Here is a 14,517-nt window from a genome sequence, read left to right as displayed (position 1 = left end):
CACGTGAGCGCCTATGCAGCCCTGGCTGAGCCGCACCGCAGACAGATTCTCGACCTGCTGCTCTCCGGCGAGCGGCCCGCCGGAGAACTGGTGAGACACCTGGGTCTCAGTCAGCCCGGCGTGTCCAAACACCTCAAGGTGCTGCGCGAGGCCGGACTCGTCGCGGTGCGCACGGAGGGCAGGCAGCGTGTGTACGCGCTGCGCCCGGAACCCCTCGCCGAGGTCGATCAGTGGCTGGAGCCCTATCGCGCGTTCTGGTCCCGGCGCCTCGACGCCCTGGAACGACACCTGGAGGAGAACCCATGATCGACGGAACCCTGGAGACGATCGACGGCCGCCCGGCGCTGCGCTTCGAGCGCACGCTTTCCCACCCGGTCGAGCGCGTGTGGCGGGCCGTCAGCGTGCCGGCGGAGCTCGGACGCTGGTTCCCCGCGGCCGTCGACTGGACCCCGGCGGTGGGTGAGACCTTCGAGGCGGGCGGCGCGACCGTCGAGGTGACCGAGGTCGATCCGCCCCGCCGCCTGGCCTGGACCTATGCCGGCCAGCCGTACAGCTTCGACCTGGCCCCCGACGGCGACGGCTGCCGCCTGGTCTTCATCCACGTCATCGACGACCTCGGCCTCTCGGCGCAGACCGCGGCCGGCTGGGAGTCCTACCTTTCGAGGCTCGAGCCCCACCTGGCGGGCAAGGAGATCTCCGAAGAGGAGGCGCACGAGGGATGGGAGGAGATCCACGAGGGTTACGCCGAGCGCTTCGGCGTCGACCCGGCGCCGGGCAGGCGCTTCGCGGTGGCCCTGCGCGGAGGCGACGGCGGCGCCTGAGTCACCGCATCGCCTCCGGCCGGCGAGGACTCCTTGCCTGATCAGGGCACGACGGTCCGGTGACCCGCGGTGGCCCGCTCGGCGCGTGCCTTGATGGTCTTGAGCATCTTGCGTTCCATGATGAAGGAACCGGGGCCGACGATGAGCGTCCAGAAGAGGGTGCCCGGAGTGATCGGCCAGTTCTGGCGGAAGCGGCACACCAGCCGGGTGCCGCCGTCCCGGGCCGGATACAGGGCCCAGCAGTAGGTGCCGAACTCCGGGTCACCGGACACGATCCACCGGTCCGGCTCGATGGCGCGGACCGCGGGGCCGTAACCGGGCAGCATGAGGATCGGGTCGCCCACCTTGAGATCCTGGAACTCCGGGACGATCCGGTCGGCGCTGGGGCGGCCGTCGTTGTCGATCCAGTCGTAGCTGTACCAGCCCGCGCGGCCGTACCCGATCTGGACCAGCCAGGGCCACACCTCGTGCGGCGCGGCGTGGATGGTGATCGCACGGGTGGGCCCCCTGCCGTCCGGGATCATCTCGTCACCGGGCATGGCCCGATCGACTTCGACGTCGGTGGCGCCCCATCGGCGTATCCGCGGTTCGATCACCAGCAGGTATCCCAGTACGGCGACCGCCACGAGAGCGAGCGCCGCCCGGAGATCGACGACCAGCGCCACAGCCGTCACGACACCGACGGCGACCAGCGCCGCGGCCAGGACCAGCCCCATGATGGTCAGTTTGGTACGCACGTCGCCCTCCTCCCCATGGGCTCCCGGCAGGGCCCTCCACCTCACCGTCCATGCGGAGCCCAGGGCTGCACAGGGGGCGAAGGTCACGTCTGCCGGTGTCCTTCGCCCCCTGTCGGCGGGCCCCGCTCCGCAGAGATCGGGCCGATGCCGCCTCGCCTTGAGCCAAGTCTTGATCGCTCTGACGGGCTGATCGATGCTCCCAACGGAAGGCGCGGGGCTCCGGCATCAGCCTGATGCTCTATCTGGGCGCTGTCAGCGGTCACCTGGACAAGGCGTTGGAGAACGGGACCCCCGTTCCGACTGGTGGTCCTGCCCGAAGGCGCGCTGTCCGGTTACGGCGCGGACCTGTCGCCGCTGGACCGGCTCGACCCCGCGGAACTGGACGGAGCCGTGGACGAACTGGCGGTCCTGGCCCGGCGGACCGGCGTCCATCTGGTCTGCGGTTCGCTGCTGCGCCGGGACGGCCGCTGGTGGAACGGCGCGCTGGTCGTCACCCCCGCCGGGCGGCGCAAGCCGTACCGGAAGGTGAACCTGGCGGTCAACGAGCGTGGCGTGCTGAGCGCCGGGTCCGGCCTTCCCGTCCACCGGCTCGACTGCGCCGGCGGCGCAGTCGACACGGGTGTGCAGATCTGCCGGGAGGTCCGCTTCCCCGAGCAGTGGCGTCACCTGGCCGGGTCCGGCGCGCAGGTGTTCGCCTATCTCACCCACGCGGCCAACCCCGCCGAGCCTCCCGGCGTGTGGCGCAGTCACCTGATCAGCCGGGCGGCGGAGAACCAGCGATGGCTGCTGGCCGCCAACGTCGCCGACGAGGCCTCGCACTGCCCGTCGATGATCATCTCGCCGCGGGGTGAGGTCGTCGCCGAGACGACCGGCGGGGAGCGGGCGGTGCTGCGCGCGACCGTCGACCTGGCGGCCGTCTCCGACTGGTACCTCGGCCAGCGGCGCGACGACGTCCTGGAGACGCGCTATCACGGCGGACCGGGTGACCGCGAGGACGAGGGCCGCCGGCCGGGCCACGGATCAACGGATTAACGGATCTGCTGAGGTTCGCCCTTCAGGGCGGCCTCGGGTTCGTCGTGGGTGATGTGCATGAGCTGGCGCCAGAGTGCCACCACGAAGACGGCGGAGCCGGCGAAGGCGAACCAGAAGGGGGCGGTCACGCCGTAGTGGGCGGCCAGGGCTCCGCCGATGAGCGAACCGGCGACCAGGCCGCCGAAGACGCAGATGGTGTTCACGCTGCCCACCCGGCCCTGCAGTTCGGCCGGGACGGCCCGCTGGCGGACGGTGACCGAGGTGGTGCCCCAGATGAAGGCGTGCGCGCCGAATACCAGGAAGATCGCGGAGGCTGTCCAGGGGGAGGTGGTGAGCGCGAGGCCGAGATGGGTGAGCGTCTCGAGGATCAGCCCGACGCGCATGATCACTCCGAGGCTGAGCCGGCGGGTGATCGCCCCGTAGAAGGCGGTGCCGACGAGCCCGCCGATCGCGCTGATCGTGGTGAGCAGGCCGAAGCCGATCGGGCCGAGGTCGAGCCGTTCCAGGCTGTAGAGGACCAGCACCGACCAGGCGGCGCCGAACGTGATGTTGAAGATCAGGATGGTGAGGGCAAGGGTCCGTACGGCGGCGTGCCGGATCGTCCAGCCGACTCCTTCCTTCAGGTCGTGCAGGAGATTCGAGCGGCCGGCGCCGTTCTCCCGCCCGTGCGGCGGCAGGGTGATCCGGGAGATCATGACGAGCCCGGCCGCGACGAGCAGGAGCTGCCCGGCGAACGGCCAGGTCGCCCCGGCGGTGAACAGCAGCGCGCCCAACGGCGGTCCGGCGAGCTGGTTGAGGGTGAGGAAGCCGGTCTGCAGCCGGGCGTTGGCGACCACGAGATCGTCGCGGGCGACCAGCATCGGGGTGAGCGTCGAGGTGGTGTTGTCGGCGAACACCTCGGTGACCCCGATCAGCGCCAGCGCGATCAGCGCCCCGGTCACCGTCACGGTCCCGGTGGCGATCATCGCGACCAGCCCGATCAGGAGCGCCAGCCGTACGGCATTGGCCACCAGCACGATCCGCCGCCGGTCCAGCCGGTCCGACAGCACCCCCGCGTAGAGGCTGAACGCCAGCGGCGGCGCCCAGCTGATCAGCGCCCCCAGCGAGATCAGGAACGGGTCGCGCGTCAGCGACGCGATGAGCAACGGCGCCGCCGCCATCGCCACGCCGTCACCGAAGTTGGTCACCCAGCTCGATCCCAGCAACCACCGGAAGGATGGTCCCAACCGTTCGGGCACGAATCGCCCAATTGCCGTCCGCATCACAGTCCCAGGACCTTACGGCCCCACCTCTACCAGGGGCAACGCATATATGAGCACCCGACGGAGAACCCCGTCCTCACGGTGCGCGCCTGCGCCCGTTCCGGCCCGATCGCCTCGATCAGCGGTCGGGGACGGCCGCCATCATCGACACGAGGCCGGCCTGCCGGTAACCGAGCCGCACGTGGTCGGGCCGGACGGAGAGGGTGAAATCGGGAGGGGCCGTCAGCATCCCCTCCACCTCCGGAGTGATCTCCGGGACGATGGTCCGGAAGCCGCAACGGCGGAGCCGCCGGAGCCAGGTGGCGGTGGGCTCGTGCCGTTCGTACCGGCTGCGCTCGTCGACGGCGCCGGTGATGTCGATGATCTCCCGGCCGAAGAAGCTCTTCATGGCGTCGTGCTCGGCACGTGTGAGCGGGGTGGCGTCGATGGCCTCGAAAAGTGTGCTGAACATCCGCCATGAGTTGGTGAAACGCTCCGGCAGGCTCACCCGGTGGTGGTCGGAGTCGGGTTCGCACAGTGCGAAAGCGGCCGGCTCCAGGGCGCGCAGGCGGCGCAGGAAGACCGCGCGCGCGTCCAATCCCGGGTGGGGATCGACCATGTGGTGCAGGGCGAAGGAGGCCGTCGCCAGCAACGGGCGAGGTGACCGGCCGATCAGCGCCCAGACCTCCTCGTCCATCTCCTCGGTGGCGGCCGGCACGGCGTGGAACGTCACGTCGATTCCGTGTTCGGCGCCGGCGCGCTTCAGATTGACCTCGGCGGCGGCCAGGCTGTCCGCGGCGGGATCGACGCCGATGACGACCAGACGGCGCAGGGGCAGACCGCGGGCGGCGGCCCGGGCCGGCAGGGCGCTCTCCTGGTGCCCCTGGCCGATGCCGATCGACAGCACGGTGGCGATGGTGTGCCGTCGCAGGTTGTCCAGCAGGTGCTCGTTGGCCAGCATGCCCACGCGCACGAAAGGCAGGTGCTCGGTAAGGGTGCGGAACAGGTCGATCTGCGGCTGCTCGTACGTCCTCAGATAGAGGTTCGCCCTGTGCCGCCCCTCGACGCGGCCGGACAGGCCCGCCAGATAGTAGGCGGCCAGCGTGTCCCGGGAGTCGGCGTCGGGATCGAGGCCGGAACGCACTCGCGCGAGCAGCGTTCTCAACTCGTATTCCCGGTTCTGTTCCGCGGCGGTCGCCGCCAGGTGAAGCAGGGTGAAAACGGAGTCACTCATTTCGACAGCTCCTCGGCAGGCCGGGTTCTCCGATCGGCGGAAAGCCGGGGTCCGGCCCTCCCGCCCCTCGAGGATCTTCAATCGGCGCCGGGCGGCAGCAGAGTAATCACTACTCATTCGACGGACCACGCATGCCTGGTCACGGCCCATGCCGCTTGCATGTCGTTTCCATGCGGGCGGTCCCTAGGTTGGCCTGGGTCGCAGCATTCGGCTCCTGACAGAGGGGCCGTCCAGAGAAAGAAGGCCAACCAATGGTTCGAACCATCCGGTCGTTCACCGGCCGGCTGCTGGCAGGTCTGCTCCCCGGTACGCAGGCGCAGGCCATGGGGTGCTACGAGTACTGGCGGGAGGACTGGTGCCCCAACTACGCCAAGGGCAGGACCCTGATGCGGGTCTGCGACGGCCACGCGGTCGCGGTCCGGAGCGAGCCGTGCAGCTACGGGACGCCGACGTGCCACGGGGGCATGGGGCCCTACGGCCCGAGCACCTACGGTCCCGCCTACTCGGGTCCGTGCCCGCCTCCCACCTGCCCGCCGTTCATGATGTGCTGAGCCGGGTCATCCGGCGATCCGGGCCGGCCCGGCCGGGTGACCGCTCCCGCCCGTAGAGGACAACGGGGCGCCGCGACGGGCGAAAAACCGCGGCGCCCCTCCCGGAACAGGGGTTGTCATGGAGTACGTCCTGGTCTGCTGCCGGACTCTGATCGGTGTGGTCTTCGTGGTCTCGGCGGCGGGCAAGATGCGCAGCCGCGACGCCTACGCCTCTTTCCGTGCCGCCGCCGGCGAGCTGGCACCGCGGGTGCCGGTGGTGCCGGCGGCCCTCGTACCGCCCGCGGTCGTCGCCGGTGAACTGGCCGTGGCCGTACTGCTCGCGGTTCCGGGCGCGGCCGGTGCCGGGTTCGCGACCGCGCTGGTGCTGCTGAGCGTGTTCACGGCCGCGATCGCGATGGCCGTGCGCTCCCGCCGCCGTGTGGCCTGCAACTGCTTCGGCACCTCCTCCGCGCCGGTGGGACCGGCCCAGCTCGTCCGCAACGGGGTGCTCCTGACCGCCGGGCTGATCGGGATGGTGCTCACCGTCACCGTCACGAACCCGGCGCCGGAGGGGGCCGGGTTCGTGACGGCGGCGGTCGCCGGCTTGGCGGGAGCCGGCCTGGTCCTGCTCACCGAGGACATCGCCGAGCTGTTCCGGCCGCTCGTCTGATCACCGTCGCCCGTGCCGGTGACGGTGCAACCGTTGAAACCTGGGGGTTGTCGTGTCGAATATCGTGGTGGCGCTCATCGGTCTGCTCGGCGTGCTGGGCGCGTTGAACCTCCTCTTCACCGTGGCAGTGGCCAGGCGGTTACGCGCCCACGGTGAGCTGCTGATCCGGCTGCCCGCCGCGGCGCCGGGCGGCCATCCTCCGCCGGGCGGGTTCCCGCCGGTGATGCGCGGGGCCGGAGAACGGCTGGGGGCCTTCAGCTCCACCACCGTGGACGGCGCGCCGATCGACGAGGGCTTCCTCGCCGGGACCACCACGCTGGTGGCCGCCTTCTCCATGGGGTGCAAAGCCTGTGAAGAGCGCCTGCCGGAGTTCATCCGGTTCGCCGAGGACTTCCCCGGAGGACGGCAGCGGGTACTGGCCCTGGTGGTCGGCAGCGACGGCGTCGCCGACAAGGTCGCGCTGCTGGAGCCGGTGGCCACCACAGTGGTGGAGGCCGCCCACGGCGGGCCGGTCTGCATGTCGCTGGGCGTCACGGCGTATCCGGCCCTGGGGATCATCGAGCCCGGTGGCGTGGTTCGCGCCTCGGGTTCCCTCCTCCAGGACGTGGCAGTCGCTCTGGAGAAGGTCTGAGCGATGCGGAAGATCATGAGTGCCCTGCGGCTGAGCTGGCAGGCCAGCCCGTTGTTCACCGTGGTGTTCGTCACGCTCACGTTGCTGACCGCACCGATGCCGGTCGTGACGGCGTGGCTGACCAAGGTGGTGCTGGACGACATCACCGCCGGAGCGGGACCCGGCGCGGTGCTCGGGAAAGGCGTCGCCCTCGCCGCCGCAGGCGTGGCCACCGGCCTGATACCGCACCTCAGCCACTACGCCTCCCGTGAGACCGAACGCCGCGTGGGACTCCTGGCCCAGGAGCACCTGTTCGTCGCGACCGAGCGGTTCGTGGGCATGGCCCGTTTCGAGGACCCCGTCTTCCTCAACCGGATGCAGATGGCCCTGCGACACGGCGGCACCACCCCGGGGGTGGTGGTCTCCGCCGCTCTGTCGATCGTCAGCTCCGTCGTCACCGGGCTGGGCTTCCTGGGGGCCCTGACGGTGATCTCGCCCTGGATGCCGGTTGTGATCCTGGCATCGGTCCTGCCGGTGCTGGCCGTCGAGCTGTGGCTGGCCCGTGGCCGTGCCGGCCTGTCGTGGCGGTTGAGCCCCGTCGAGCGCCGGGAGATGTTCTTTCGCGACCTGCTGACCAGCACCCAGGCCGCCAAGGAGATCCGGCTGTTCGGCGTCGGCGCCTACCTGCGCGAGCGGATGACCGCGCAGCGGCGCCTGTCCAACAGGGAGAACCGCCGCCTGGACCACCGCCAGGTCGGCGCCCAGTCCCTGATCGGCGTGGGCGGCACCGCGGTGACGGGCGGGGCCCTGCTGTGGGCGGTGCTGGCCGCCGCGGGCGGCCGGATCAGCATCGGCGACGTCTCACTGCTGGTGGCCTCGGTGGCCGGGGTACAGAACGCGGGCGTGTCGCTGGTGCACACCGTCGCCCAATGCCACCAGCAACTGCTGCTGTTCGACCACTACCTGCAGGTGGTCACCGCCGGACCCGACCTTCCCGTCGCCCGCTCTCCCAAGGCGATCGCGCCGCTGGCGGGCGGGATCGTCTTCCGGGACGTGTGGTTCCGTTACTCTCCCGACCACCCCTGGGCGCTGCGCGGCCTGGACCTGACCATCCCGCACGGCCGGACGGTGGGCCTGGTCGGCCGCAACGGCGCCGGCAAGAGCACCCTGATCAAGCTGCTGTGCCGGATGTACGATCCCGAGCGCGGTGCGATCCTGTGGGACGGCGTCGACCTGCGCGAGCTGGACCCGGCCGACCTGCGCGCCCGCATCGGCGTGGTATTCCAGGACTACATGGAGTACGACCTCAGCGCCGCCGAGAACATCGGCCTGGGCGCTCTGGAGCACCTCCACGACCGCGAGCGCGTCACCGCCGCGGCCGCCGACGCCGGAGCCCACGAATTCGTCAGCCACCTGCCCCGCTCCTACGACACCCTGCTGTCCCGGCTGTTCTTCCAGGGGGACGACGCCGCGGAGGGCACCGCCGACGCCGTCGGCGTGACCTTGTCGGGAGGCCAGTGGCAGCGCCTGGCCCTGGCCCGCGCGCACCTGCGGGCCGAGCGCGACCTGATGATCCTGGACGAGCCGAGCTCCGGTCTGGACGCCGAGGCCGAGCACGAGATCCACCAGGGACTGCGGCGACGTCGCGCGGGCCGTACCAACGTACTGATCTCCCACCGGCTCAACACCGTGCGCGAGGCCGACCTGCTGGTCGTACTCGACGAAGGGGCCGTGGTCGAGCAGGGCGTCCACGAGGAGCTGATGGCCCGCGGCGGTCTGTACGCCGACCTGTTCTCCCTGCAGGCCGAGGGCTACCTGGAGTCCGTGCCCGGGCAGGCCCGCCGATGACCGGGGTCCTCCTCCTCGTGCCGCTCGTGGCCGGGGCCGCGACCCTGCTCTGGGCGCGCAGGAACTTCCTGGTGGCCCACATCCGGGGTGAGAGCATGCATCCCGCCCACCGGTCCGGTGACAAGGTGCTGGTACGGCGGCTGCCTCCGGGCCGGATACGCCCCGGAGACGTCGTCGTGGCCGACGTCATGGTTGCGGGCCCGTGGCCCGGCGTCCCCGGTCCGGCCCCTGGGCGGGTGGTGAAAAGGGTCGCCGCCGTCCCCGGAGACCCCGTCCCCGCCTCGGTGCCCCGCCGGGCGGATGAGAATTCCGTCCCTGATGAGTGTTTCATCCTTTTCGGTGACAATTCCCGATTTAGCCTAGATTCCCGCCATTTCGGTTATGTTCCGGCGGTCGCGATGATCGGTAAAGTCGTCCGCCCTCTCGTGCCGGCGGGCGCCCGCCCGGGTCGCCGGCTTTCGCGATCGAGTTCTCCGCCGTCCGGTAGTCCCGGATCGGCGCCATGACCAGCGGTTCCATCCCTCGGGGGCCTCTGTCCTATGCGACATTTGTCTTTTTCGTATGAGGTTTTCGTAACAAATCGGTCGACTTTCTAATCATTGCTGCCATAACATCTGCACCTGAATCTGGGCACGAGCCGCCACGCCGCTACGCCGGCATGGCGGAATGTCGGCGGCGGCGAAGGTCGGGTGGGGATGGGCCGGGGGAGTGTGCTGGGGCGATGGCCGTTGGTGGGGCGCGAATTCGAGCTTCAGGTGTTCGATGAGCTCGTGCGGGACCCGGCGAGCAGGGGGTTCTTCATCTTCGGCCCCGCAGGAGTGGGAAAGTCCCGGCTGGGTGAGGAATGCCTGAAACGGGCGCAGGAGAGCGGCCGGCGTGTCGGCCGCGCGACGGCCACCGTCCCATCCGCCTCGGTGCCCCTGGGAGCCATCGCTCACCTGCTGCCCGCAGGGATCGATCTGCGAGACCCCGTCGCGGGGTTCTCCTCCGTCACCCGGATCATGTCGCGATCCGCCTCGCAGTCGTCCCCGACGGTGGTCTTCATCGACGACCTGCACCTGCTCGACGCGACCTCGGCGGTGCTGCTGAGGCAGCTGATGGACACCGACTCGATCTTCCTGATCGCCTCGGTACGCTCAGGCGAGCCACCGGGTACCGCCGTGGCCGCCCTGTCCTGCGGTGACGCCGTCCATCACGTCGACCTGACCCCCCTCGACCGGCCGGAGGTCGAAACGCTGCTGGAACGGGTTCTCGGCGGGCCCGTCGGGAGCAACACCGTCAGCCAGCTGTTCACCGCCAGCGGCGGCAACGCCCTGTACCTGCGTGAGCTGGTGGTCGGGATGACGGCGAACGGCGACCTGGTCAGCGACGGCGAGCTGTGGGAGGTGGTCCCGGGCCGTCTTTCGGGAACCCGGCGCCTGCGGGACCTCATCATCCGCTGCCGGCTGTCGGCCGCGCCCCCCGAGAGCCGCCGCGTGCTCGACCTGCTGGCGTTGTGCGAGCCGTTGTCGATGGCCCGGCTCGCCACGGAGGCCTCCTCGCACACACTGAACCGGCTCGAGGAGGCGGGGTTGATCGTCACCAGCCGCGACGGGCGGCGCACCGCGGTCCGGCTGGCCCACCCCCTGTACGGCGAGGTCCTGCGCGCCGACATGACCGCGGTGCGCCACCGCGAGACGCTGCTGGGCCACATCGCCGCGCTGGACGACAGCGGAGCCCGCCGGCGCGAGGACGCGATCCACCTGGCGACCTACCAGCTGGCGGCCACGGGCACGGCGGACCCCGCGCTGCTCGTCCAGGCCGCCAGCCTGGCCACCCACACGCGTCAGTACTCATGCGCGCTCTCGCTCCTGCAGGCTGTCCCCGAGGAACTGTACGACGTGCAGGTCCGGTTGCTCCTGGGCAAGACGCTCTACGAGGTGGGCGAGTTCGAGCGGGCCGAGGCCGTGCTGGCCGAGGCCGAGGCGCTGGCCCGCGGGGAGCACGAGGTCCTGCCCGTGGTGTGCCAGCGGGTTCAGAACCTCAGCTGGGGCCTGGGAACCACCTACCGGAACCTCCTCGACGTCATCGCCGGGGCCCGCCGCCGGGTCGGCAGTCCTACCGGTCATCAGGTTCTCACGGTCGCCGAAGCCGCCGGTTCCTTCGCCGTGGGGGAGTGGGAGCGCAGCCTCGCGCTGCTCGAATCCCTGCCCCTGGAGGAGGGACACCAGCCGGATGTGATGACGTGGCTGGTCGCCGTGACAACCAGATCGATAAACCTGGCGTTCCTGGGACGGGGGGAGGAAGCGGTCGACTGGGCACGTCGCGCCGTCGCCGTCAGCGCGGCCGTCGACGCCGAAACCTACTCCATGACCACGCACGAGTCGTCGCACCAGTCCGTCCTGGTCCTGGCCCTGGCGGAGAGCGGCGACCTGGTCCAGGCCCGGTCGGTGGGCAGGCGGGCCCACGAGGCGGTCGCCCAGGGGCTGATGAGTGTCGAGCACAAGTTGCTGGCCTTCCAGCTGGGACGCGCGGCGTGGCTGGCGGGTCACCCCGCGCAGGCCCGCCGCTGGTACGCCGAGGTCGTCCGGGCCTCGCGGCCCCATACCGCGGTCCTGCTGCCCATGGCGCTGGCCGGGCTGGCGGCGGCCGCCGCCGTGCAGGGTGACATCGAGGCGGCCGAGGCCGCCCTGGCCGAGCACGGCGGGCTGACATGCGCGGTGCGTTTCCCCGAGGAGTCTCTGGGAGAGGCCTGGCTGCACGCCGCCCGGGGCGAGCTCTCCCGCGCCCGTGCCGTACTCGTGGCGGCCGCGCAGGACGCCAGAAGCCGCGGGCACGTCGCCTTCGAGGCCATTCTGCTGACCGACATCGTCCGGCTCGGAGGAGCCGATGAGGTCGCGGAACGACTGGCGGAGATCGGCGAGGCGTGCGGCAGCCGGTTCCACCGGGCCCGGGCGCAGCTGGCCGCCGCATGGAGCATGCAGTCTCCCGACCTCCTGCTTTCGGCGTCCGAGGAGATGGAGGCCATCGGCGCCGACCTGCTGGCGGCCGAGGCCGCCGGCACCGCGGCCACGATCCTCAAACGGACCGGTCACTCCCGCCGCGCCCAGGCCGCGGCGCTCCGCGCGCAGACGCTGGCGGCCCGCTGCGAGGAGGCCAGGACCCCCGCTCTCACGACGGGCCAGACCACCTCGGCGCTGACGGGAAGAGAGCGGGAGATCGCGCTGCTGGCGTCGGCGGGCATCTCCAGCAGGGACATCGCCGCGAAACTGAGCATCTCAGTCCGTACGGTCGACAACCATCTGCGGCACGTCTACATGAAGCTCGGTATCACCACTCGCCGGGAACTGTCCGCCCGCCTCTACAGCTGAAGACCACCGCTACAGCTGAAGACCGCTGCGCGACAGGCTCCGAGGCCCGCGGCCGCGGCCGGCGGCCCGCTGGGAGCGCACGGCCGTGGAATGTCCCGAGGCCGAAAGCTCGCTCGGACGCGGGGCCAACGAGCCGCGAACGGCGTGATCGTCTCGGCGGAGCACGGAAAGATGCAGGTTGCACAGCTCGGCGGACGGGTCCAGGCCGAGCTGGTCGCCGAGCGTCACGGTGGCCCGGTCCCACGCCGAGATCGCCCCCGCCACGTCACCGCCCAGGTAGCAGGCGCGCATCAGATGCGCCCAGGAGGTCTCCCGGAAGGGCGCGGCGGCCAGGATGTCGAGGATCTCCGGGATGAGGTCGATCGTACGGCCGCGGCACAGACGGGCCTCCACCAGCCGTTCCCGCGCGGTCAGGTGCAGTTCGTCGAAAGCGAGGAACCGGGATCTCAGTCGTCCGGAGGCGGTGCAGTCCTGCCCGATGGGCCCCTGCCACAGATCGAGGGCCTGGGCGAGGGTCGTCTCCGCCGCCGCGGTGCACCGCGCGCGCAGCTCGGCGAAGCCCCTGGAGGCCAGCCGTTTGAACTGCACCGCGTCGACCTCTTCGGGGACGGCCAGCAGACGGTAACCGCCGCCGCCTCCCCGCAGAGTGCTCAGGCGCTCACGCAGGCCCAGGGGCTCCAGCTGGCCGCGCAGGCGGGCCACGTGCAACCGCAGGTTCTTGCGAGCCGAGTCGGGCGGGTTGTCCCACAGGGACCCCATCAGCTGCTCCACCGCAACGAAGCGTCCCTCCTCCAGGAGGAGCGCGGCGAGCAGGCCCCTGATCGGGGCCGAGGCGATGACGGAGGAGGTGTCGCCGGTCTCGACCTGGACGCGACCCAGCAGGCGGAAGAGCATTCCGTGACCTTTCTCTGGAACTCGATGGAACGGTCCTCGAAGCGATCACCAGCCGGTCGCGCCAGGCGCCCCCGACTGCCTCCTCGTGCGCCTCGACGGTCAGCACGCATGTGCGCTCCTTCAGGATGCCGAGGCGGCCGGCGACGGTCCTGAGTGATGTCTACTCAACTTGCGTCCGTCATCGCGGCGGTATTCCGCCGGCAGCGCCCGTTCGCGAGCGGGCGGTCGCGATCGCGCAGCCGGCGAACGCGAGCAGCGCGGCCTCGGCCAGCAGGCCGCCCGCCGTACGGACTGCGCCTGCGCCGGCCAGGTCACCGGCGACGCGGACCGCCACCGCCGTGTGCAGCACCGCCAGCGGCGCGTACAGCACCGGCCGGTACGGCAGCCGGATGCGCAGCACCGCGGGCAGGATCACCGGCGCGTGCCCGAACACCATGGACATCACGAACCCGAGGAACAGCGCGTGCAGCGCCGCGTCGTAGAGGTACGGCCCGGCCGTCAGACCGCTCGCGGTCCACAGGATCCCGGCCGTCGCGAGCCAGCCGTACCCGGCCAGCAGGCATACGGCCGCATATCGGGACAGCCCGCGTCCGCGTACGGTACGGCGGGCGACGTCGTGCCAGGCCAGCCAGGCGGCCACCGCCACCATCGCCGCGCCGGCGATCCGGGCCCCGGCCTCCGGCGCCCATATCGAGCAGACCGCCCCGGCCCCCAGCACTCCGGCGGCCGCGACCAGGCCGCTCGCGGCCCCGCGCCGCAGGAACGCCACGTGCGCCAGTTCCAGCCGTTCTCCGGCGATGGTCAGCACGTGGAACGCCGCGAACCACACCACCAGTTCCGGCACCGGCCGACCGCCCAGCCACAACAGCCCGCCCGCGTACCAGGCCAGCGCTCCGCCCAGCTGCACGACCGTCTCACGGCTCATCCGGCGGCCCAGCAACGCCACGTACACCCCGACCAGCCAGCCGCCGCCGGCGGTCAGCGCCAGCCGGCCCACCGGCTCGGCCCCCGCCGCCAGCGCCACGGCGCCCAGGGCCGACAGCGCCGGAGCCGCGTAGCCCCACCGGCTCCGCAGCGCGACCGCCCGCTCCAGGCAGATCAGCGTGCCCAGGAAGCCCAGGGCCATCAGCGGGCCGTGCCGCTCGGTGAAGGCCGCGGGCGCCGGAGCGGCCTCGACCAGCAGCGCGAGCCCGCCGTACAGGCCCGCGACCAGGGCGACGGCGGCGCCGGCCAGCAGGGGGAGCCGCGCGACGGCGGGACGGGCCCCGGGCGCCGCCCCGGGTCCCGCACCGGATTCCGACGGGGACGCGGGGCCCGGATCGTCACGCGGGGGCCGGCGACGCCCGCGTGGGGGCGCCGCCGTCGGTTCTGTGGCCACGGCCGGGCTCTCTCCGCTGATCGTCGCGTGGAACGGACGCAGCCAAGCCTAGGTTCGGCCACCCCGCCGGAGACCGGGCGTAAAGGCCGTTACCGCGGGGACCAAAGTCCCGCCTCACCCGTCGCGCCGGGACGTCTCGCGACCGTGCGATGCGGCCCCGCGACTGACGGGA

14 protein-coding genes are annotated in these 14,517 nt (G+C 71.5%); 9 read left to right on the top strand and 5 right to left on the bottom strand.

Annotation, left to right across the window (positions count from 1 at the left end):
* The first annotated feature begins 3 nt into the window (after positions 1 to 3).
* Positions 4 to 306 carry an ArsR/SmtB family transcription factor gene (locus tag Psi01_RS29040; RefSeq protein WP_239128119.1) on the top strand — a complete coding sequence of 101 codons (303 nt, stop codon included), beginning with the start codon at positions 4 to 6 and terminating at the stop codon, positions 304 to 306.
* Positions 303 to 821, top strand: coding sequence for an SRPBCC domain-containing protein (locus Psi01_RS29035; protein ID WP_204067300.1), 519 nt, complete (start codon positions 303 to 305; stop codon positions 819 to 821). The genes Psi01_RS29040 and Psi01_RS29035 overlap by 4 nt, the downstream gene beginning before the upstream one ends.
* A 41-nt stretch (positions 822 to 862) precedes the next feature.
* Here Psi01_RS29035 and Psi01_RS29030 read toward each other — a convergent pair whose 3' ends face one another.
* Positions 863 to 1,558 (bottom strand): SRPBCC family protein, encoded by a 696-nt coding sequence (locus Psi01_RS29030; protein ID WP_204067299.1) that lies wholly within the window; start codon positions 1,556 to 1,558, stop codon positions 863 to 865.
* A gap of 303 nt (positions 1,559 to 1,861) precedes the next feature.
* Here Psi01_RS29030 and Psi01_RS29025 point away from each other — a divergent pair, with 303 nt between their 5' ends.
* Entirely contained in the window at positions 1,862 to 2,590 is a 729-nt protein-coding gene (locus tag Psi01_RS29025) for a carbon-nitrogen hydrolase family protein (RefSeq protein ID WP_204067298.1), read from the top strand.
* Here Psi01_RS29025 and Psi01_RS29020 read toward each other — a convergent pair.
* The gene (locus Psi01_RS29020) at positions 2,587 to 3,795 is read right to left on the bottom strand and encodes an MFS transporter (RefSeq protein ID WP_204067297.1); all 1,209 of its coding nucleotides are present in this window, start codon (positions 3,793 to 3,795) and stop codon (positions 2,587 to 2,589) included. The two genes, Psi01_RS29025 and Psi01_RS29020, sit on opposite strands and share 4 nt — an antisense overlap.
* 175 nt (positions 3,796 to 3,970) lie before the next feature.
* Positions 3,971 to 5,065: a GRAS family protein gene (locus Psi01_RS29015; RefSeq protein WP_204067296.1), complete on the bottom strand. Its 1,095-nt coding sequence runs from the start codon at positions 5,063 to 5,065 to the stop codon at positions 3,971 to 3,973.
* 251 nt (positions 5,066 to 5,316) lie between these two features.
* Between Psi01_RS29015 and Psi01_RS29010 the strand changes: the two genes are divergently transcribed.
* From Psi01_RS29010 to Psi01_RS28985, 6 genes are all read left to right on the top strand, one after another.
* Entirely contained in the window at positions 5,317 to 5,616 is a 300-nt protein-coding gene (locus Psi01_RS29010; protein WP_204067295.1) for a hypothetical protein, read from the top strand.
* A gap of 118 nt (positions 5,617 to 5,734) precedes the next feature.
* Positions 5,735 to 6,265, top strand: coding sequence for a MauE/DoxX family redox-associated membrane protein (locus Psi01_RS29005; protein WP_204067294.1), 531 nt, complete (start codon positions 5,735 to 5,737; stop codon positions 6,263 to 6,265).
* Positions 6,266 to 6,317: 52 nt separating this feature from the next.
* Positions 6,318 to 6,896: a thioredoxin domain-containing protein gene (locus Psi01_RS29000; RefSeq protein ID WP_204067293.1), complete on the top strand. Its 579-nt coding sequence runs from the start codon at positions 6,318 to 6,320 to the stop codon at positions 6,894 to 6,896.
* Positions 6,897 to 6,899: 3 nt separating this feature from the next.
* Positions 6,900 to 8,723: an ABC transporter ATP-binding protein gene (locus tag Psi01_RS28995; protein WP_239128118.1), complete on the top strand. Its 1,824-nt coding sequence runs from the start codon at positions 6,900 to 6,902 to the stop codon at positions 8,721 to 8,723.
* Positions 8,720 to 9,229: a S26 family signal peptidase gene (locus tag Psi01_RS44595; protein WP_204067292.1), complete on the top strand. Its 510-nt coding sequence runs from the start codon at positions 8,720 to 8,722 to the stop codon at positions 9,227 to 9,229. Before Psi01_RS28995 ends, Psi01_RS44595 begins: the two co-directional genes overlap by 4 nt.
* A 189-nt stretch (positions 9,230 to 9,418) precedes the next feature.
* On the top strand, positions 9,419 to 12,073 hold the full coding sequence (locus Psi01_RS28985) for a LuxR C-terminal-related transcriptional regulator (RefSeq protein ID WP_275424608.1): 2,655 nt from the start codon (positions 9,419 to 9,421) through the stop codon (positions 12,071 to 12,073).
* A 9-nt stretch (positions 12,074 to 12,082) separates the two neighbouring features.
* Here Psi01_RS28985 and Psi01_RS28980 read toward each other — a convergent pair whose 3' ends face one another.
* Together Psi01_RS28980 and Psi01_RS28975 are read right to left on the bottom strand one after the other, a co-directional pair.
* A complete protein-coding gene (locus Psi01_RS28980) occupies positions 12,083 to 12,967 on the bottom strand; it encodes an AfsR/SARP family transcriptional regulator (RefSeq protein ID WP_204067290.1) in 885 nt (294 codons plus the stop codon).
* Positions 12,968 to 13,145: 178 nt separating this feature from the next.
* The gene (locus Psi01_RS28975) at positions 13,146 to 14,345 is read right to left on the bottom strand and encodes a DUF8744 domain-containing protein (protein ID WP_204067289.1); all 1,200 of its coding nucleotides are present in this window, start codon (positions 14,343 to 14,345) and stop codon (positions 13,146 to 13,148) included.
* Positions 14,346 to 14,517 lie beyond the last annotated feature (172 nt).

The sequence above is a fragment of the Paraplanobispora siamensis genome (assembly GCF_016863175.1).
Taxonomy (GTDB): domain Bacteria; phylum Actinomycetota; class Actinomycetes; order Streptosporangiales; family Streptosporangiaceae; genus Planobispora; species Planobispora siamensis.
The sequence above is the reverse complement of the archived record's forward strand: the minus strand, read 5'-3'. Positions and strand labels throughout refer to the sequence as shown.